Annotated in this window: 17 protein-coding genes; 2 read left to right on the forward strand and 15 right to left on the reverse strand. The window is 68.1% G+C overall.

Going from position 1 to position 14,095, the window contains the following annotated elements:
* Nucleotides 1-166: 166 nt before the first annotated feature.
* The gene (locus tag SREC43747_RS0117255; protein ID WP_029722590.1) at nt 167-739 is read left to right on the forward strand and encodes a cob(I)yrinic acid a,c-diamide adenosyltransferase; all 573 of its coding nucleotides are present in this window, start codon (nt 167-169) and stop codon (nt 737-739) included.
* 6 nt (nt 740-745) lie between these two features.
* On the opposite strand, the gene SREC43747_RS0117260 is transcribed toward SREC43747_RS0117255, so the two are convergent.
* The 13 genes from SREC43747_RS0117260 to SREC43747_RS0117320 all read right to left on the reverse strand — a co-directional run bounded on the left by SREC43747_RS0117260 (nt 746) and on the right by SREC43747_RS0117320 (nt 11,760).
* Nucleotides 746-1,222, reverse strand: coding sequence for a GNAT family N-acetyltransferase (locus tag SREC43747_RS0117260; protein ID WP_029722591.1), 477 nt, complete (start codon nt 1,220-1,222; stop codon nt 746-748).
* Between the two features lie 224 nt (nt 1,223-1,446).
* Nucleotides 1,447-1,890: a DUF2550 domain-containing protein gene (locus SREC43747_RS0117265; RefSeq protein WP_029722592.1), complete on the reverse strand. Its 444-nt coding sequence runs from the start codon at nt 1,888-1,890 to the stop codon at nt 1,447-1,449.
* Nucleotides 1,891-1,901: 11 nt separating this feature from the next.
* Entirely contained in the window at nt 1,902-2,267 is a 366-nt protein-coding gene (locus SREC43747_RS0117270; RefSeq protein WP_029722594.1) for a F0F1 ATP synthase subunit epsilon, read from the reverse strand.
* A 211-nt stretch (nt 2,268-2,478) separates the two neighbouring features.
* Nucleotides 2,479-3,912 (reverse strand): F0F1 ATP synthase subunit beta, encoded by a 1,434-nt coding sequence (gene atpD / locus SREC43747_RS0117275; protein WP_029722595.1) that lies wholly within the window; start codon nt 3,910-3,912, stop codon nt 2,479-2,481.
* A 1-nt stretch (nt 3,913) separates the two neighbouring features.
* Nucleotides 3,914-4,843, reverse strand: coding sequence for a F0F1 ATP synthase subunit gamma (locus SREC43747_RS0117280; protein ID WP_037332447.1), 930 nt, complete (start codon nt 4,841-4,843; stop codon nt 3,914-3,916).
* Between the two features lie 8 nt (nt 4,844-4,851).
* Complete coding sequence (gene atpA, locus SREC43747_RS0117285; RefSeq protein ID WP_029722597.1) at nt 4,852-6,498, reverse strand: F0F1 ATP synthase subunit alpha; 1,647 nt, start codon at nt 6,496-6,498, stop codon at nt 4,852-4,854.
* A 54-nt stretch (nt 6,499-6,552) separates the two neighbouring features.
* Nucleotides 6,553-7,383, reverse strand: coding sequence for a F0F1 ATP synthase subunit delta (locus SREC43747_RS0117290; RefSeq protein ID WP_029722598.1), 831 nt, complete (start codon nt 7,381-7,383; stop codon nt 6,553-6,555).
* A 21-nt stretch (nt 7,384-7,404) separates the two neighbouring features.
* Nucleotides 7,405-7,965, reverse strand: coding sequence for a F0F1 ATP synthase subunit B (locus SREC43747_RS0117295; protein ID WP_408005230.1), 561 nt, complete (start codon nt 7,963-7,965; stop codon nt 7,405-7,407).
* A gap of 36 nt (nt 7,966-8,001) precedes the next feature.
* The gene (locus SREC43747_RS0117300) at nt 8,002-8,256 is read right to left on the reverse strand and encodes an ATP synthase subunit C-like protein (RefSeq protein WP_029722600.1); all 255 of its coding nucleotides are present in this window, start codon (nt 8,254-8,256) and stop codon (nt 8,002-8,004) included.
* Between the two features lie 59 nt (nt 8,257-8,315).
* Complete coding sequence (atpB, locus tag SREC43747_RS0117305; RefSeq protein WP_029722601.1) at nt 8,316-9,095, reverse strand: F0F1 ATP synthase subunit A; 780 nt, start codon at nt 9,093-9,095, stop codon at nt 8,316-8,318.
* 217 nt (nt 9,096-9,312) lie between these two features.
* Nucleotides 9,313-9,786, reverse strand: a complete 474-nt coding sequence (locus SREC43747_RS0117310) for a Cg1360 family ATP-synthase-associated protein (protein WP_029722602.1) — start codon at nt 9,784-9,786, stop codon at nt 9,313-9,315.
* The gene (locus tag SREC43747_RS0117315; protein WP_029722603.1) at nt 9,786-10,955 is read right to left on the reverse strand and encodes a glycosyltransferase family 4 protein; all 1,170 of its coding nucleotides are present in this window, start codon (nt 10,953-10,955) and stop codon (nt 9,786-9,788) included. Before SREC43747_RS0117315 ends, SREC43747_RS0117310 begins: the two co-directional genes overlap by 1 nt.
* 154 nt (nt 10,956-11,109) lie before the next feature.
* Nucleotides 11,110-11,760: an L-threonylcarbamoyladenylate synthase gene (locus SREC43747_RS0117320; RefSeq protein ID WP_029722604.1), complete on the reverse strand. Its 651-nt coding sequence runs from the start codon at nt 11,758-11,760 to the stop codon at nt 11,110-11,112.
* A gap of 186 nt (nt 11,761-11,946) precedes the next feature.
* Between SREC43747_RS0117320 and SREC43747_RS0117325 the strand changes: the two genes are divergently transcribed.
* A complete protein-coding gene (locus SREC43747_RS0117325) occupies nt 11,947-12,816 on the forward strand; it encodes an alpha/beta fold hydrolase (RefSeq protein ID WP_029722605.1) in 870 nt (289 codons plus the stop codon).
* Here the strand turns inward: SREC43747_RS0117325 and prmC are convergent.
* Both prmC and SREC43747_RS19945 read right to left on the reverse strand, forming a co-directional pair.
* Nucleotides 12,800-13,705, reverse strand: a complete 906-nt coding sequence (prmC, locus tag SREC43747_RS0117330) for a peptide chain release factor N(5)-glutamine methyltransferase (RefSeq protein WP_029722606.1) — start codon at nt 13,703-13,705, stop codon at nt 12,800-12,802. The genes SREC43747_RS0117325 and prmC overlap by 17 nt on opposite strands.
* 15 nt (nt 13,706-13,720) lie before the next feature.
* Nucleotides 13,721-14,095, reverse strand: a 375-nt coding sequence (locus SREC43747_RS19945) for a peptide chain release factor-like protein (RefSeq protein WP_306413800.1), incomplete at its 5' end; no start/stop codon positions are given.

Consider the following 14,095-nt stretch of genomic DNA (forward strand, 5'->3'; position numbering starts at 1 on the left):
CCGACCACGCCGACCTCGCCGGCGAGGCGCGCGCCGCCCTGTACCCGGAAGTGCTCACTCACATCCACCGAGGTTACGGGCCGTTGTTGAAGCTCGTCGGGGCGGGTGTGCCGGTTGGCGACGACGACCGGGCGGAAACCCAGGACTTACCCCGTAGGCTGGCGCCATGGCAGTGCACCTCACCAAGATTTACACCCGGACCGGTGACAGCGGCACCACTCGGCTAGCGGACAACTCGAAGATCAGCAAAACCCACCCCCGCCTGGCCGCCTACGCCGACGTCGACGAGACCAACGCGGCCCTAGGCGTGGCGCTGGCCACCGCCCCACTGCCCGACGAAGTCGCCGAAGTGCTGCGCACCATCCAGAACGACCTGTTCGACGTGGGCGCGGACCTGTCCAACCCGGTCAGCGAGAACCCCAAGTACCCGCCGCTGCGGATCTCCCAGTCGTACATCGACCGGCTGGAGGAGTGGTGCGACGAGTTCAACCAGCGCCTGCCCAAGCTGGACTCCTTCATCCTGCCCGGGGGGACCCCCGGTGGGGCGCTCCTGCACCAAGCCCGCTGCGTGGCCCGGCGGGCGGAGCGGTCCGCGTGGGCGCTGATCGAAACCGAGCCCGACACCACCTCGGTGCTCCCCGCCAAATACCTCAACCGGCTGTCCGACCTGCTGTTCATCCTCGCCCGGATCGCCAACCCGAACGCCGAGGTGCTGTGGCAGCCCGGCGGCAACGCCTGAGAGCCGCTATTCGGTGAGCTCCTTGGCGAAGTGCCGCGCCAGCGGGTCGTCCCGGTAGACCCCGAAACCGGCGATCTGGTGGTAGCCGGAGGAGCGGTACAGCTCGATGGCCTCCGGCTGCCACGCCCCCGTCTCCAGGACGACCCGCTTCCGGCCGGCCAGCGCCGCCGTGCGCTCCAGTTCGGCCAGCAGCTGGCGCGCCAGCCCCCGCCTGCGGGCAGCCGGCACCACGTACATCCGCTTCAACTCGGCGTCCCCGGCCTGCAGCCCGTCCTCGCCGTCGTCGTGCGCCCGCCAACCGCCGCAGGCGACCGCGCGATCGTCGAGGTAGCCGACCAGGAACAGCCCCCGCGGTGGGCGGAAATCAGCGGGCTGCACCGGCGTCTCGTCCTCTTCGCCGTAGATGGTCACGTACTCCTGCTGCACCTCGGCGACCAACGCCTGGGCGTCCGGATGTTCGTAATCGACTGGCACGATCCGCACCGGACCACCCTAGACCTGCTCGTCACCCCGCTGTCCAGCGATTTTCCGGCCGCCCACCACCGGACCCCACCCGGCCTGCTCGGGCGGGCAAGGGAACTTCCCTCCCGTTGCCAGCAGAAAAGTTCCCTTCATACCCCACCAGCACTGCGCAGGCGGCGACCGCGGCGCGGGCAGCACCAGGGCACGAAAAAAGCGGGACCGGTGTCCCGATCCCGCTCATCGAGTCACGAGGCCCAAGGAACCGACCGCCCGGGCGGCGCTGACTCCAGCCAGGACAAGAAACCGGTCAGCGCATCCCTGCCCATGGCGAGTTCCAGCTGCGGGCCGTGGCCGGCCAGGTTCACCACCGTGGCCCCGGCCGGCATCACGTAAGCCTCGGCCTCCGAAGGCTGCCGGCGATCAGCGATTTCAACGTCCCTGCGGTTGATCACCCAGTTCGGGCCGGAGCGCAAGCTCAACACCCGGTACCAGGCGAACTCCTCGCCCCGGTACTGAGCTATCCCGAGCCGCCAACCTCGGCCCTCAGGATCCTTCTTGTCGCGCAAGGCCACATCAATGCCCCCGACCCGCAATTCCCGCAGGCGCCGCCACAACAGCAGCAGCACCACCAGGGCAGCCACCAGCAGCGCCACGAACACCACCAGCAGAATCACGGGGAGGGAACCCATTGGCGGCCCCGTCAGGCAGTTTGTCCGGTCGCCCGCAGCCGACCACGCGCCCGCAACCGGGCCTGCTCGTCGGAGCTCTGCGCTTCCGCCCGAGCCTGGTCCACGTCGATCTCCGAAGCCAGCTCGGCGGACTCCGCCAGCACGCTCACCCCGTCACCGGTGACGGACAGGAACCCGCCGTGCACCGCGGCCGTGATGGTCTCCTTGTCCGGCGTGGTGATCTTCACGATCCCGCCCTCGACCAACTGGCCGAGCATCGGTTCGTGACCGGGAAGGATCCCGATTTCCCCCTCGGTCGTCTGAGCGGACACAGCGGTCGCTTCCCCGGACCACAAACGGCGCTCAACAGCGACCAGTTGGACGGACATGTTGGCCATGCGCGTCTCCTTCGTCGGGTGTATTCCCGCAGTCTAGCCAATCGCTACGAGTGATTCTGACAGGACGGGCCCGACACCGGACCCGCAGTGGGGCGGGACGAAACGACAAGGGGCCGGGGTCCAAGCAGACCCCGACCCACTCGCCGACACGTCTCGCAGACGACCGCGGCACCCGCAACCGCACCACCGGTCCGCACCGCGGCCAACCGGATCACTTGCCGGTGATCCGCTTGTAAGCCTGCTCCAGGTCGTCCAAGCCACCGATGGACAGGAAGGCCTGCTCCGGGTAGTGGTCGAACTCGCCCTTGCAGAGCTTGTCGAACGCCTCGATGGTCTCCTTCAGCGGGACGAAGGAGCCCTCCTGGCCGGTGAACTGCTTGGCGACGAAGAAGTTCTGGGACAGGTAGCGCTCGATGCGACGCGCCCGCTGCACCGTCACCTTGTCCTCTTCGGACAGCTCGTCCATACCGAGGATGGCGATGATGTCCTGCAGCTCCTTGTACTTCTGCAGGATCCGCTTGACCTCCTGGGCCACCCGGTAGTGCTCCTCGCCGACGATGGCCGGGTCGAGGATGGTGGAGCTGGAAGCCAGCGGGTCCACCGCCGGGTAAATACCCTTCTGCGAAATCGCACGGGAGAGCTCCGTGGTCGCGTCCAGGTGGGCGAAGGTCGTCGCCGGAGCCGGGTCGGTGTAGTCGTCAGCGGGGACGTAGATCGCCTGCATCGAGGTGATCGAGTGCCCCCGGGTCGAGGTGATCCGCTCCTGCAGCTCCCCCATCTCGTCCGCCAGGGTCGGCTGGTAACCCACCGCGGACGGCATGCGGCCCAGCAGCGTGGAAACCTCCTGGCCGGCCTGGGTGAAGCGGAAGATGTTGTCGATGAACAGCAGCACGTCCTGGCCCTGAACATCGCGGAAGTACTCCGCCATGGTCAGCGCGGACAGGGCGACCCGCATACGGGTCCCCGGCGGCTCGTCCATCTGGCCGAACACCAGAGCGGTGTCCGCGAGCACGCCGGACTCGGCCATCTCCACCCAGAGGTCGTTGCCCTCACGGGTGCGCTCACCGACACCGGCGAACACCGAGGTACCACCGAAGTTCTTGGCAACACGGCGGATCATCTCCTGGATCAGCACCGTCTTGCCCACACCGGCACCACCGAACAGACCGATCTTGCCACCCTTGACGTACGGGGTGAGCAGGTCGATCACCTTGATGCCGGTCTCCAGCATCTCGGTCTTGCCCTCGAGCTGGTCGAAGCTGGGAGCCTTGCGGTGGATCTCCCACTTCTCCGCGTCCGACGCGTAACCCGGCTCGTCCAGGCAGTGGCCGAGCGCGTTGAACACGTGGCCCTTGACCACGTCACCGACCGGCACGGAAATGCCGGCACCGGTGTCGGTCACCGGGACGCCCCGCACCAGACCCTGCGTCGGCTGCATCGAGATCGCCCGCACGACGTTGTCACCCAGGTGCTGGGCGACCTCCAGCGTCAGGGTCTTGGCCAGACCTTTCTCGGTCACCTCGACCGTGAGAGCGTTGTTCAGGTCCGGCACCTGGTCCCGCGGGAACTCCACGTCCACGACCGGGCCGAGGACTCGGACCACGCGGCCGGTGCCCGTAGCAGTGCTAGTGGCAGTAGCAGTCATGTCACTCACTTCCTGCGGACGAGAGCGCCTCGACACCGCCGACGATCTCGCTGATTTCCTGGGTAATTTGCGCCTGGCGGGCCTGGTTGGCCTCGCGGCTGAGCGTGCGGATCAGCTCGTCCGCATTGTCCGTCGCCGACTTCATAGCCGCGCGGCGTGCCGCGTGTTCCGATGCCGCCGCATCCAGCAAACCGGCGTACAGGCGGGTCTTGATGTACTTCGGGAGCAGGGCCTTGAACAGGGTCTCCGCGTCCGGCTCGAACTCGTACGTGGAGCGCGGTGTCTTCGGCGCCTCCTCCGAGTACTCCACCTCCAGCGGAGCCAGCCGCCGGACCGTGGGCCGCTGGGTCAGCATCGAGACGAACTCGGTGTGCACCAGGTGCAGTTCGTCAACACCCAGCGTACCGTCGGGGCCGCCGTCGTCGAGATAGTCGTCGGCACCGGCGAGGAAGGCCTTGACCAAGGTCTCGCCAACCTCGGACGCGTTGGTGTACTGGGGGTTGTCGCTGAACCCGGACCAGCTCCGCTCGAACTTGCGCTGCCGGAACCGGTAGTACGTCTCGCCCTTGCGGCCGATGACGTACAGCACCGGTTCCTTGCCCTGTTCGCGCAGCAGTGCCTGCAGCTCCTCAGCGGCGCGGATCACGTTGGCGTTGTAGCCACCGCAGAAACCGCGGTCGCTGGTGACCACCAGCACGGCGGCGCGCTTGGGGTTGCTGCGCTCGGTCAGCAACGGGTGGTCCAGGGTGCTGACGTTGGCCAGCTCGCTCAGCGCCCTGGTGATCTCGTCGGCGTACGGCCGCGAAGCCTCCACCCTGGCCTGCGCCTTCATGATGCGCGAGGTAGCGATGAGCTCCTGCGCCTTGGTGATCTTCCGGGTCGATTTGATCGACCGGATACGGTCTCGCAGTTCCCGAAGTTGAGCCATTATTTACCCGGTCACTTCTTCGGAGCGGGCCGGTTGACCTTCACGGTCTCCTGGCCCACCTCGTCGGCTGCCATCGCGTCGACCTTCTCCTCGCCCGGCACCACGGAGGAGCCGTCGGAAGCGGTGAACTGCTTCTTGAACTCGTCCACCGCGGACACGATCGACTTCTCGGCGTCCTCGGACAGCTTGCCGGTCTCGACGATGTCCTTGAGCACCGTCTCGTTGGTGCGCCGCAGGTAGGCGAGGAACTCGCGCTCGAACCGCTGCACGTCCTCCAGCGGCACCGAGTCGAGGTGGCCGCGGGTGCCGATGAACAGCGAGACGACCTCTTCCTCGACCGGCATCGGCTCGCCCTGCCCCTGCTTGAGCACCTCCATCAGCCGGGCACCGCGGTCCAGCTGGGCCTTGGAGGCGGCGTCCAGGTCGGAGGCGAACGCGGAGAACGCCTCCAGCTCCCGGTACTGGGCGAGGTCGATCTTCAGCGAGCCGGTGACCGACTTCATCGCCTTGATCTGGGCGGCACCACCCACTCGGGACACCGAGATACCGACGTCGATGGCCGGCCGCTGACCCGAGTTGAACAGGTCGGACTGCAGGAAGCACTGCCCGTCGGTGATGGAGATGACGTTGGTCGGGATGTAGGCCGACACGTCGTTGGCCTTGGTCTCGATGATCGGCAGACCGGTCATCGAGCCGGCGCCCATCTCGTCGGACAGCTTCGCGCAGCGCTCCAGCAGGCGGGAGTGCAGGTAGAACACGTCGCCCGGGTAGGCCTCGCGCCCCGGCGGGCGGCGCAGCAGCAGCGAGATGGCCCGGTAGGCCTCGGCCTGCTTGGTCAGGTCGTCGAAGACGATCAGCACGTGCTTGCCCTGGTACATCCAGTGCTGGCCGATCGCCGAACCCGCGTACGGCGCGAGCCACTTCAGACCCGGGGAGTCGGAAGCCGGCGCGGCGACGATGGTGGTGTACTCCATCGCCCCGGCCTCCTCCAGGGACCGCTTGACGCTGGCGATCGTGGAGCCCTTCTGGCCGACCGCCACGTAGATGCAGCGGACCTGCTTGGCCGGGTCACCGGACTTCCAGTTGTCCTTCTGGTTGATGATGGTGTCGACCGCGACGGTGGTCTTGCCGGTCTTGCGGTCACCGATGATCAGCTGCCGCTGACCGCGACCGATCGGGGTCATCGAGTCGATGGCCTTGATGCCGGTCTGCAGCGGCTCGTGCACGCTCTTGCGCTGGATGACCGAAGCGGCCTGCAGCTCGAGCGCGCGGGAGTCCTCGGCGACGATGTCGCCGAGACCGTCGATCGGCTGACCGAGCGGGTTGACCACGCGGCCGAGGAAGGCGTCGCCCACCGGCACCGACAGCACCTTGCCGGTGCGCCGGACCTCCTGGCCTTCCTCGAGCTTCTCGGAGTCACCCAGGATGACCGCACCGACTTCCTGGGCCTCCAGGTTCATCGCGACACCGTAGATGCCGCCCGGGAACTCCAGCAGCTCCTCAGCCATGACCGAAGGCAGACCCTCGACATGGGCGATGCCGTCACCAGTACTGGTGACGACCCCGACCTCCTCGCGGCTGACCTCCGGGGAGTAGCTGGAGACGTACTTCTCGATCGCACTGCGGATCTCATCCGACGAGATCGTCAGCTCCGCCATGTCTCGTTCCTGCCCTCGGTTCGTTCTTGAAGGGAGTTCGTATCCGACGCCTTCTCACTCGGCCAAGTCGCGCCGAAGGGCCTCGAGGCGTCCCCTGATGCTGCCGTCGATGACCTCATCGCCGACCCGGATGAACAGGCCGCCGCCCACCTCGGGGTCCACCTCGAGGTGCAACGCGATCGGCCGCGAATAAATCCGTTGCAAAGTGCGCACCAGCCGCTGCTGCTGTTCCTCGCTGAGCGGGAAAGCGGAGCGGACGTGCGCCACCGAACGTTCCCGGCGCTTCGCCGACAGCGCGGCCAGCTCTTCCAGCCCCTCGCTGACCCGCCGGCCGTGCGGCTGGCTGACCAGCTGGCGGACCAGGCTGGCGGTGATGGGTTCGACCTTGCCCGAGACGAGCTGGTCGATGACCGCCAGCTTGCCTTCCGCGTTCCCGGTCGGGTCGGACAGCAGCCGATCCAGGTCCACCTGGCCGCCGATGATCCGGCCGAGCCGGAACAGCTCGTCCTCGACGGCGTCGAGCCGGCCAGCGCGCTCGGCCTGGACCAGCAGCGCCACGCGCGCCATCCGTTCCAGGCCGGCCACCAGGTCCTGGGGGCCGGACCAGCGGGCCCGCACCGCTTCCACCACGACCGGCAGCGCCCGGGGGCCGAGCCGGTCCGCCAGCAGGTTGCGGGCGAGCTCTTCCCGGGCCTGCGGCTCAGCGGAGATGTCGGCGAGCGCCCGGCGCAGCCCCGACTCCCGGGTGAGCAGGCCAGCCACCGCGAACAGCTGGTCAGCAAGCTCGGTGATCTCCTCGGGTTTGGCCCCGTCGGTTGCCTGCAGCAGCTGCAGCTCGGTGGCTGCCAGGGCGTCGCGGCTCGCGGCGTTCACGAGGGTGCTCAACTCTCAGCGCCTTTCACTCGATCAAGCCTTGGCCGACTCCGACGCCGGGGCTGACGTAGCTTCCAGTTCGTCGAGGAACCGGTCCACGGTTCCGCGGCGCCGGGCTTCGTCCTCCAGGGACTCCCCGACGACCCGGCTGGCCAGCTCCACCGCGTGCCGACCGAGATCGGCCCGCAGCTCGGCGATGATCTGGGCCTTCTGGGCGTCGAGCTGAGCCTGGCCCTGGCTGACGATCCGCTCGGACTCGGCCTGCGCCTGGGCCCGCATCTCCTCGAGGATCTGCTGCCCCTCGGCGCGAGCGTCGTCCCGGATCCGGGCCGCCTCGGCGCGAGCCTCGGCCAACTGCGCCTTGTACTGCTCCAGCGTCCGCTGCGCCTCGGCCTGCGCTGCCTCGGCCTTGGCGATGCCGCCCTCGATGCGCTCGCTGCGCTCGGCGTAGATCGCCTCGAAGCGCGGCACCGCGTACTTCCAGAGTGCCCACAGCAGCAGCAGGAATGCGACCAGACCCACCGCGAATTCCGCGGGCTCCGGAATGATGGGGTTGTGCTCCCCCTCCTGGGCCAGCAGCATCTGCGTCTTCACCACAACGTCTCCCTACGCGCGTTGGGTGCCAGTTTCTCAGGCATTCGAGGCGATGAAGTACACGACCAGGCCGATCAGGGCGAGCACCTCAACCAGAACGAAGGAGATCCAGGCAATACCCTGCAGCTGGCCCTGCGCCTCCGGCTGCCGGGCGGTGCCGTTGATGACGGCGGCCCAGATCAACCCCACACCGATGGCGGCACCGATGGCACCGAGGCCGTAGCCGATCGCGGCCAGACCCGGGTTGATGCTCGCGGTTTCGGCGGCCTGCGCAAGAACGATGTTGCTCACTTTCACTACCTTTCACTCGGTCCGCTTTCCGATGCGGATCGGAAGGTCTTGTCTTTCTCTCAGTGCTCTTCAGCCAGCGCTGCCCCGATGAAGTTCGCCGAAAGCAGCGCGAAGATGTAGGCCTGCAGCACTTGGATCAAGGCTTCGACAAACGTCAAGGCAATGGAGAAGGCGAAGGCAACCACTGACACCGGCTTGAAACCGGCGGTTGCTTCCAGCAGCAGCCACTCTCCGCCCAGAGTGAACACCAGAAGCATCAGGTGTCCGGCGAACATCGCTGCGAAGACCCGGATCGCGAGCGCGAGCGGCTGAGCGATGAACTTCTGCAAGAATTCGATCGGGGCGAGGATGACGTAGATCGGCTTGGGCACCCCGGGCGGGAACATGACGTGCTTGAAGTAGCCCACGAGCCCATGCCGCTTGATGCCGACGCCGTGGAAGGTCAAGTAGACGACCAGCATCAGCGCCAGCGGGAAACCGATCCTGGCCATCGTGGGGAACTGAACAAAGGGCACGATGCCGTAGATGTTGTTCACCAGGATGAAGGTGAACAGCGCGAAAATCAACGGCACGAAGGGCCGGAAATCCTTCGCTCCGATCTGCTCCCGCGCTATCTTGTTACGACTGAACTCATAAATGAATTCAGCGGCGAACTGCCCCTTGCTGGGAACCAGTTTCAGGTTGCGCGTAGCGATCACGAAGTAGGCGCCGACAATAATCGCCGACAGCACGACGAGCACCATCGGCTTGGTGACTCCACCAAAGATCGGCGGGAGGACAAAGCTGTCGGCGCCTGGCGGTTGGAACGTGCCGCCTTCAGCCAGCATGAGCGCGCCCAACTGGGCTCCTTCCGCTTCTCCCGGTCGGAGCTCACTCCACCGGGCGAATCGTCACGTTTTGCACTTAACGTACCTGATACCGAATCTGGTACGTGAAGGCCCCTCCCGCGCACCCGGCCTGGCTGTTTACCGCGGCCCGCTGGCGCGCGAGCGAAGGGCCCTTCTTTTATGCAGGACCATACCAACGGGTAATAAGGCCTATGTGGCGCCCCCCATATCAGGAACTGCCCACACCGCCCTCTGGAACGATTACGGGCAGCCTGGTTCTGCGGAAAGCGACCACTTCGGCCCCGGTCCACACGAGCAGCGTCCCCAGCATGGTGAACGCCAGGGATTCACGGTGGATTATGGCAATGCCGCCTAACAAGGTCATCACAACCAACAGAAGGGAAACTTTCAGCAAATAACCACCGAGCGCTGCTCCCATCACGAAATGCGGATCCATCCCACCGGTGAGTCGCATGAGCCAAATGGTGGCCAGTGAGGACACCACCGCGATCGCTCCGCCGATGAGCGCGCCCCACAGCCCCGACAAGCCGATCAGCGCGGTCGCCACCACGGCTCCGAGGGCCACCGCGACCACCGCCGGCCACACCGCGGTGCGCAGCATCGCAGCGGCCAACGTGCGGACCACGGCGGCGTGCGGGTTGTCCCGACGGGAACGCTGCGGGACAGCAGTCGAATCGCCCATCAAGCCTCTCGATCGATTCGGGACCTCATTCGGGGAGTTATCGAAATGATAGCGGCAACCAGCACTCCCGCGCCCACGATCAAAGCCACCACGGCCGCGTTGAACAGGGTCAACGACACCGCACCGAACGCGATGACCCCGGCCCACAGGTAGATCAGCAGCACCGCGCGCCGCTGCGAATGCCCCAGCTCCAGCAACCGGTGGTGCAGGTGCATCTTGTCGGCGTGGAACGGGCTCTTGCCCGCCCGGGTGCGGCGCACCACCGCCATCACCAGGTCCAGCAGCGGCACGAACAGCACCGCGGCCACCACCAGCATCGGCGACAGCAGCGCGATGGTGTCGGTCGGCTTCGGACCGGTGTAGTCCATCTTCCCGGAAGCGGTGGTGCTGGCCGACGCCAGCATCAGGCCGATCAACATCGACCCGGAGTCGCCCATGAAGATCCGGGCCGGCTGGAAGTTGTGCGGCAGGAACCCCAGGCACGCCCCGGCGATCGCGGCCGCGATCAGCGCCGGCGGGTAGGCGGTGACGTCCCCGTCGTGCCGGTGCAGCAGGCTCAAGCAGAACACGAACGTGGCGCTGGCGGCGATGAACCCGATCCCGGAGGCCAACCCGTCCAGCCCGTCCACGAAGTTCATGGCGTTGACCATGGCCACGATCAGCACCACGGTCAGCAGCTGCCCCTGGTTGCTGCCCAACACCATCAACTGGCCGAACTGGCCTTCACCGCCGCCCCACGGGACCCAGAAGTGCCACCACTGCACACCGAACAGCACCAGCACCCCGGCCGCGGTGACCTGGCCGGCCAGCTTGGTCAGCGAGTCCATCTCGATGCGGTCGTCCAACGCCCCGACCAGCACGATCAACCCGCCGGCGATGACCACCGCCAGCGCGTCGTTGGAGTAGTCGAAGCCGCGGGAGAGCGCGGGCAGGCTGTTGGCCAGGAACATCGCCGCCAGCACACCGCCGTACATGGCGACTCCGCCCATCCGGGGGATCGGCTCCACGTGCACGTCGCGCTTGCGCGGATAGGCCACCGCCCCGATCCGGAGGGCCAATAACCGGACCAGGCCGGTCAGCAGGAAGGTGACCGCCGCCGCGGTCAGCAAGACGAGCAGGTACTCGCGGGCGGGAAGACCGACCGGGGCCCAGGCGGGTTCGCTACCCATGCCGGTACTTCACCTCCGAGACTCCGCGGCCACGCCAGTGCACTGGCCCCAGAACGGAATTCAAGCTCGGCGCTCCTCACCGCTGTCCGACGCTTGCGAATGCACAACTACGCTATCGGCACACGGTTGAGCGATGTTCACCGGTCCAAGTTGATCACTGCGGGTGTTCGACTTCGACGCCGAGCACTTCGGAGATCTCGTCGAGCTTGACCGCGCCCTCGCGCAGCACCACCGGCTTCCCCCCGGTGAGGTCGACGATGGTGGACGCGATCGGCTCCCCTGAAGGTCCCCCGTCCAGGTAAACCGACACCGAGTCGCCGAGCTGCTCGCGCGCCTGCTCGGCCGTGGTGGTCGGCGGGTGCCCGCTGCGGTTGGCGCTGGAAACCGCCATCGGCCCCACTTCCCGCAGCAGCTCGAGCGCGACCGGGTGCAGCGGCATCCGCAGGTTCACCGTGCCCCGCGTTTCCCCCAGGTCCCACGACAACGACGGCGCCTGCGGCAGCACGATGGACAGCCCACCGGGCCAGAACGCCTCGATCAGCGCCCGCGCGTGCCGCGGCACCGACATCACCAAACCATCTACAGTGGACCAAGAGCCGACGAGCACCGGAACCGGCATGTCCCGGCCCCTTCCCTTGGCCGCCAGCAGAGCGGCCACCGCACTAGGATCGAAGGCGTCCGCGCCAACGCCGTAAACCGTGTCGGTGGGCAGCACCACGAGGCCTCCCGAGCGGACCGCGCTCGCCGCAGCCGCCAGCCCGGCCTCTCGACCGTCCGGATCATTGCAGTCATACACAGTGCTCACACCCAGATCCTGGCACGCGCGGAACACCACCACTCGGCTGGTGTGGTAGATCATCCTCGGCCACGATGAGCCGCGACGACGCGCCCCGGTGAGCGCAGCACCCGCGGCCCCCGCCGGGAAGCGGCCGGCGCAGCCACCCGGCCGACCGGGTCCGCGCACCACCAGTAGTCACACGAGGAGAACCAGATGTCCGCCCCACCGCAGGGTCTCGTGACCGACGAGATCGAATTCCCCGCCGGGAAGATCCGGTTCTACCGGGCCGGGACCTCCGGTCCCGCGATCGTCCTGCTGCACGGCGGAGGTCCGGACAACGCGCTGCTGAGCTGGCGACACGCGTTCCCCGTGCTGGCCGCCGACCACCAGGTCTTCGCCCCCGACCTGCCCGGCCAGGGCGGCAGCATGCCGTGGCGCGGACGGGCCAACCAGCGCACCTTCGAAGAAGTGCTGCGCTGGCTGCTGGACGCCTGGCAACTGCCCGCGGTGACCCTGGTCGGCATGTCGATGGGCGGCAGCATCGCCACCGGGTTCACCCTGCGCAACCCGCAGCGGGTCAACGGACTGGTGCTGGTCAACCCGACCGGGGTGCAAGCCCGGCTGCCCCACCACCTGCTGGCGTACCTCACGCTGCGGCTGCGGGTGTTCGGGCCCCTGGCCGCCCGCCTGCTGCGGCTGCACCGGTTCTTCGCCCGAACCGCCGCGGAGCGGATCTTCTTCGCCGCCCCGCACCAGGTCCCCGACCTGGAAGACATCCTGCAGGAGATGCGGGAGGAAGCCCGCGCCCGCGGCTCGGTGTTCGCCGACTGGCACCACGACGCGATCTCGCGCCGCTCCATGCGCATCAACCACCTGCCGCAGCTGTCGCAGATCACCTGCCCGACCATGGTCATCCACGGGGACCAGGACCCGATCGTCCCGCTGTCGGCGGCCCAGCAGGCGGCCGAGGCCATCAGCGGCGCGCAACTGCGGGTGGTGCCGGGCGCCGGGCACTGGCCGCACCGCGAAAAGCCCACCGAGTTCAACGCCCTGCTGCGGGAATTCGTCAACTCCCACAGGTAGTCGACTGTGGACCGGCTCCGGCTCGGCCGACCCGGCGGGCCGTGGCGAACCGGGGCCGTCCCGCCAGATCGGTGTGGTCGCGCACCGAGCAGAACTCCGGCCGCGCCGACAACAGCTCCGGCACCGCCTCGCCGTGGGTGTCGTCGTGCTCGATGGCCACCCCGCCACCGGGGCGCAGCAGCCGGGCCGCCAGCACCACCACGTGCCGCACCACCGACAGCCCGTCCGGGCCGGCGAACACCGCCTGCGGCGGGTCGTGCTCGGCCACCTCCGGCGGCACCGGGGTGCTGGCCGGGACGTAGGGCGGGTTGCACAGCACCAGATCGACCTCGCCGGTCAACCCGGCGAGCAGGTGAGGATCGGTCACATCCCCGGAGAGCACCTCGACCGGGGTGTCGCCCGCCTCGGCCCGGGCCGCCGCGTTGCGCCGCGCCCACCGCAGCGCCCGCGGATCGTTGTCCACCGCGCGCACCACGGCGTCCGGGCGGGCGTTGGCCACCGCCAGCGCCAACGCCGCCGACCCGGTGCACAGGTCGACCACCACCGGCCGCTGCCGACCGCGCAGCAGCTCCAAACCCCACTCCAGCAGCAGCTCGGTCTCCGGGCGCGGCACGAACACACCGGGACCGACCTCCACGGTCACCCGCCCCAGCGCGGCCCGACCGGTCAAGTGCTGCAGCGGCACCCGCGCTGCCCGCGCGGCCACCAGCTCCCGCAACCGAGCCGCGGTCCGCGCGCTGATCGAGGACACCAGGACCAGCCTGCTGCGCTCGACGCCCAACAGGTGCGCGACCAACAACTCGGCGTCGGTGCGCGGACTGGGCACCCCGGCCTCCGCCAGCACCTGCTCGGCCTCCCGGAGGGCCAGCCGCAACGGCTGATCGGTCACGTCCACCAGCCCGCGTCAAGCACCGGCCGCCAGGCGCTCGGCGCGGTCCGCGCTCAACAGCGCCTCGTGCACCGCGTCCAGATCACCGTCGAGCACCTGATCGAGGTTGTAGGCCTTGTAGTTCACCCGGTGGTCGGAAATCCGGTTCTCCGGGAAGTTGTAGGTGCGGATGCGTTCGGAGCGGTCCACGGTGCGCACCTGGCTGCGCCGGGCCTCCGCGGCCTCCCGCTGGGCCTCCTCCTCGGCCATCGCCTGCAGCCGGGCCTTGAGCACCTGGATCGCGCGCAGCTTGTTCTGCAGCTGCGACTTCTCGTTCTGGCAGGACACCACCACGCCGGTCGGCACGTGGGTGATGCGCACCGCGGAGTCGGTGGTGTTCACGCTCTGCCC

Origin of the sequence: Saccharopolyspora rectivirgula DSM 43747 (genome assembly GCF_000497205.1) — a bacterium.
GTDB classification, from domain to species: Bacteria; Actinomycetota; Actinomycetes; order Mycobacteriales; family Pseudonocardiaceae; genus Saccharopolyspora; species Saccharopolyspora rectivirgula.

What these genes read in the sequence shown, in the direction of transcription:
- SREC43747_RS0117255 (WP_029722590.1), top strand. Translation starts at nt 167, where the DNA reads ATGGCAGTGCACCTCACCAAGATTTACACCCGGACCGGTGACAGCGGC.
- SREC43747_RS0117265 (WP_029722592.1), bottom strand. Translation starts at nt 1,890, where the DNA reads ATGGGTTCCCTCCCCGTGATTCTGCTGGTGGTGTTCGTGGCGCTGCTG.
- SREC43747_RS0117270 (WP_029722594.1), bottom strand. Translation starts at nt 2,267, where the DNA reads ATGGCCAACATGTCCGTCCAACTGGTCGCTGTTGAGCGCCGTTTGTGG.
- atpD (WP_029722595.1), bottom strand. Translation starts at nt 3,912, where the DNA reads ATGACTGCTACTGCCACTAGCACTGCTACGGGCACCGGCCGCGTGGTC.
- atpA (WP_029722597.1), bottom strand. Translation starts at nt 6,498, where the DNA reads ATGGCGGAGCTGACGATCTCGTCGGATGAGATCCGCAGTGCGATCGAG.
- SREC43747_RS0117310 (WP_029722602.1), bottom strand. Translation starts at nt 9,786, where the DNA reads ATGGGCGATTCGACTGCTGTCCCGCAGCGTTCCCGTCGGGACAACCCG.
- SREC43747_RS0117315 (WP_029722603.1), bottom strand. Translation starts at nt 10,955, where the DNA reads ATGGGTAGCGAACCCGCCTGGGCCCCGGTCGGTCTTCCCGCCCGCGAG.
- SREC43747_RS0117325 (WP_029722605.1), top strand. Translation starts at nt 11,947, where the DNA reads ATGTCCGCCCCACCGCAGGGTCTCGTGACCGACGAGATCGAATTCCCC.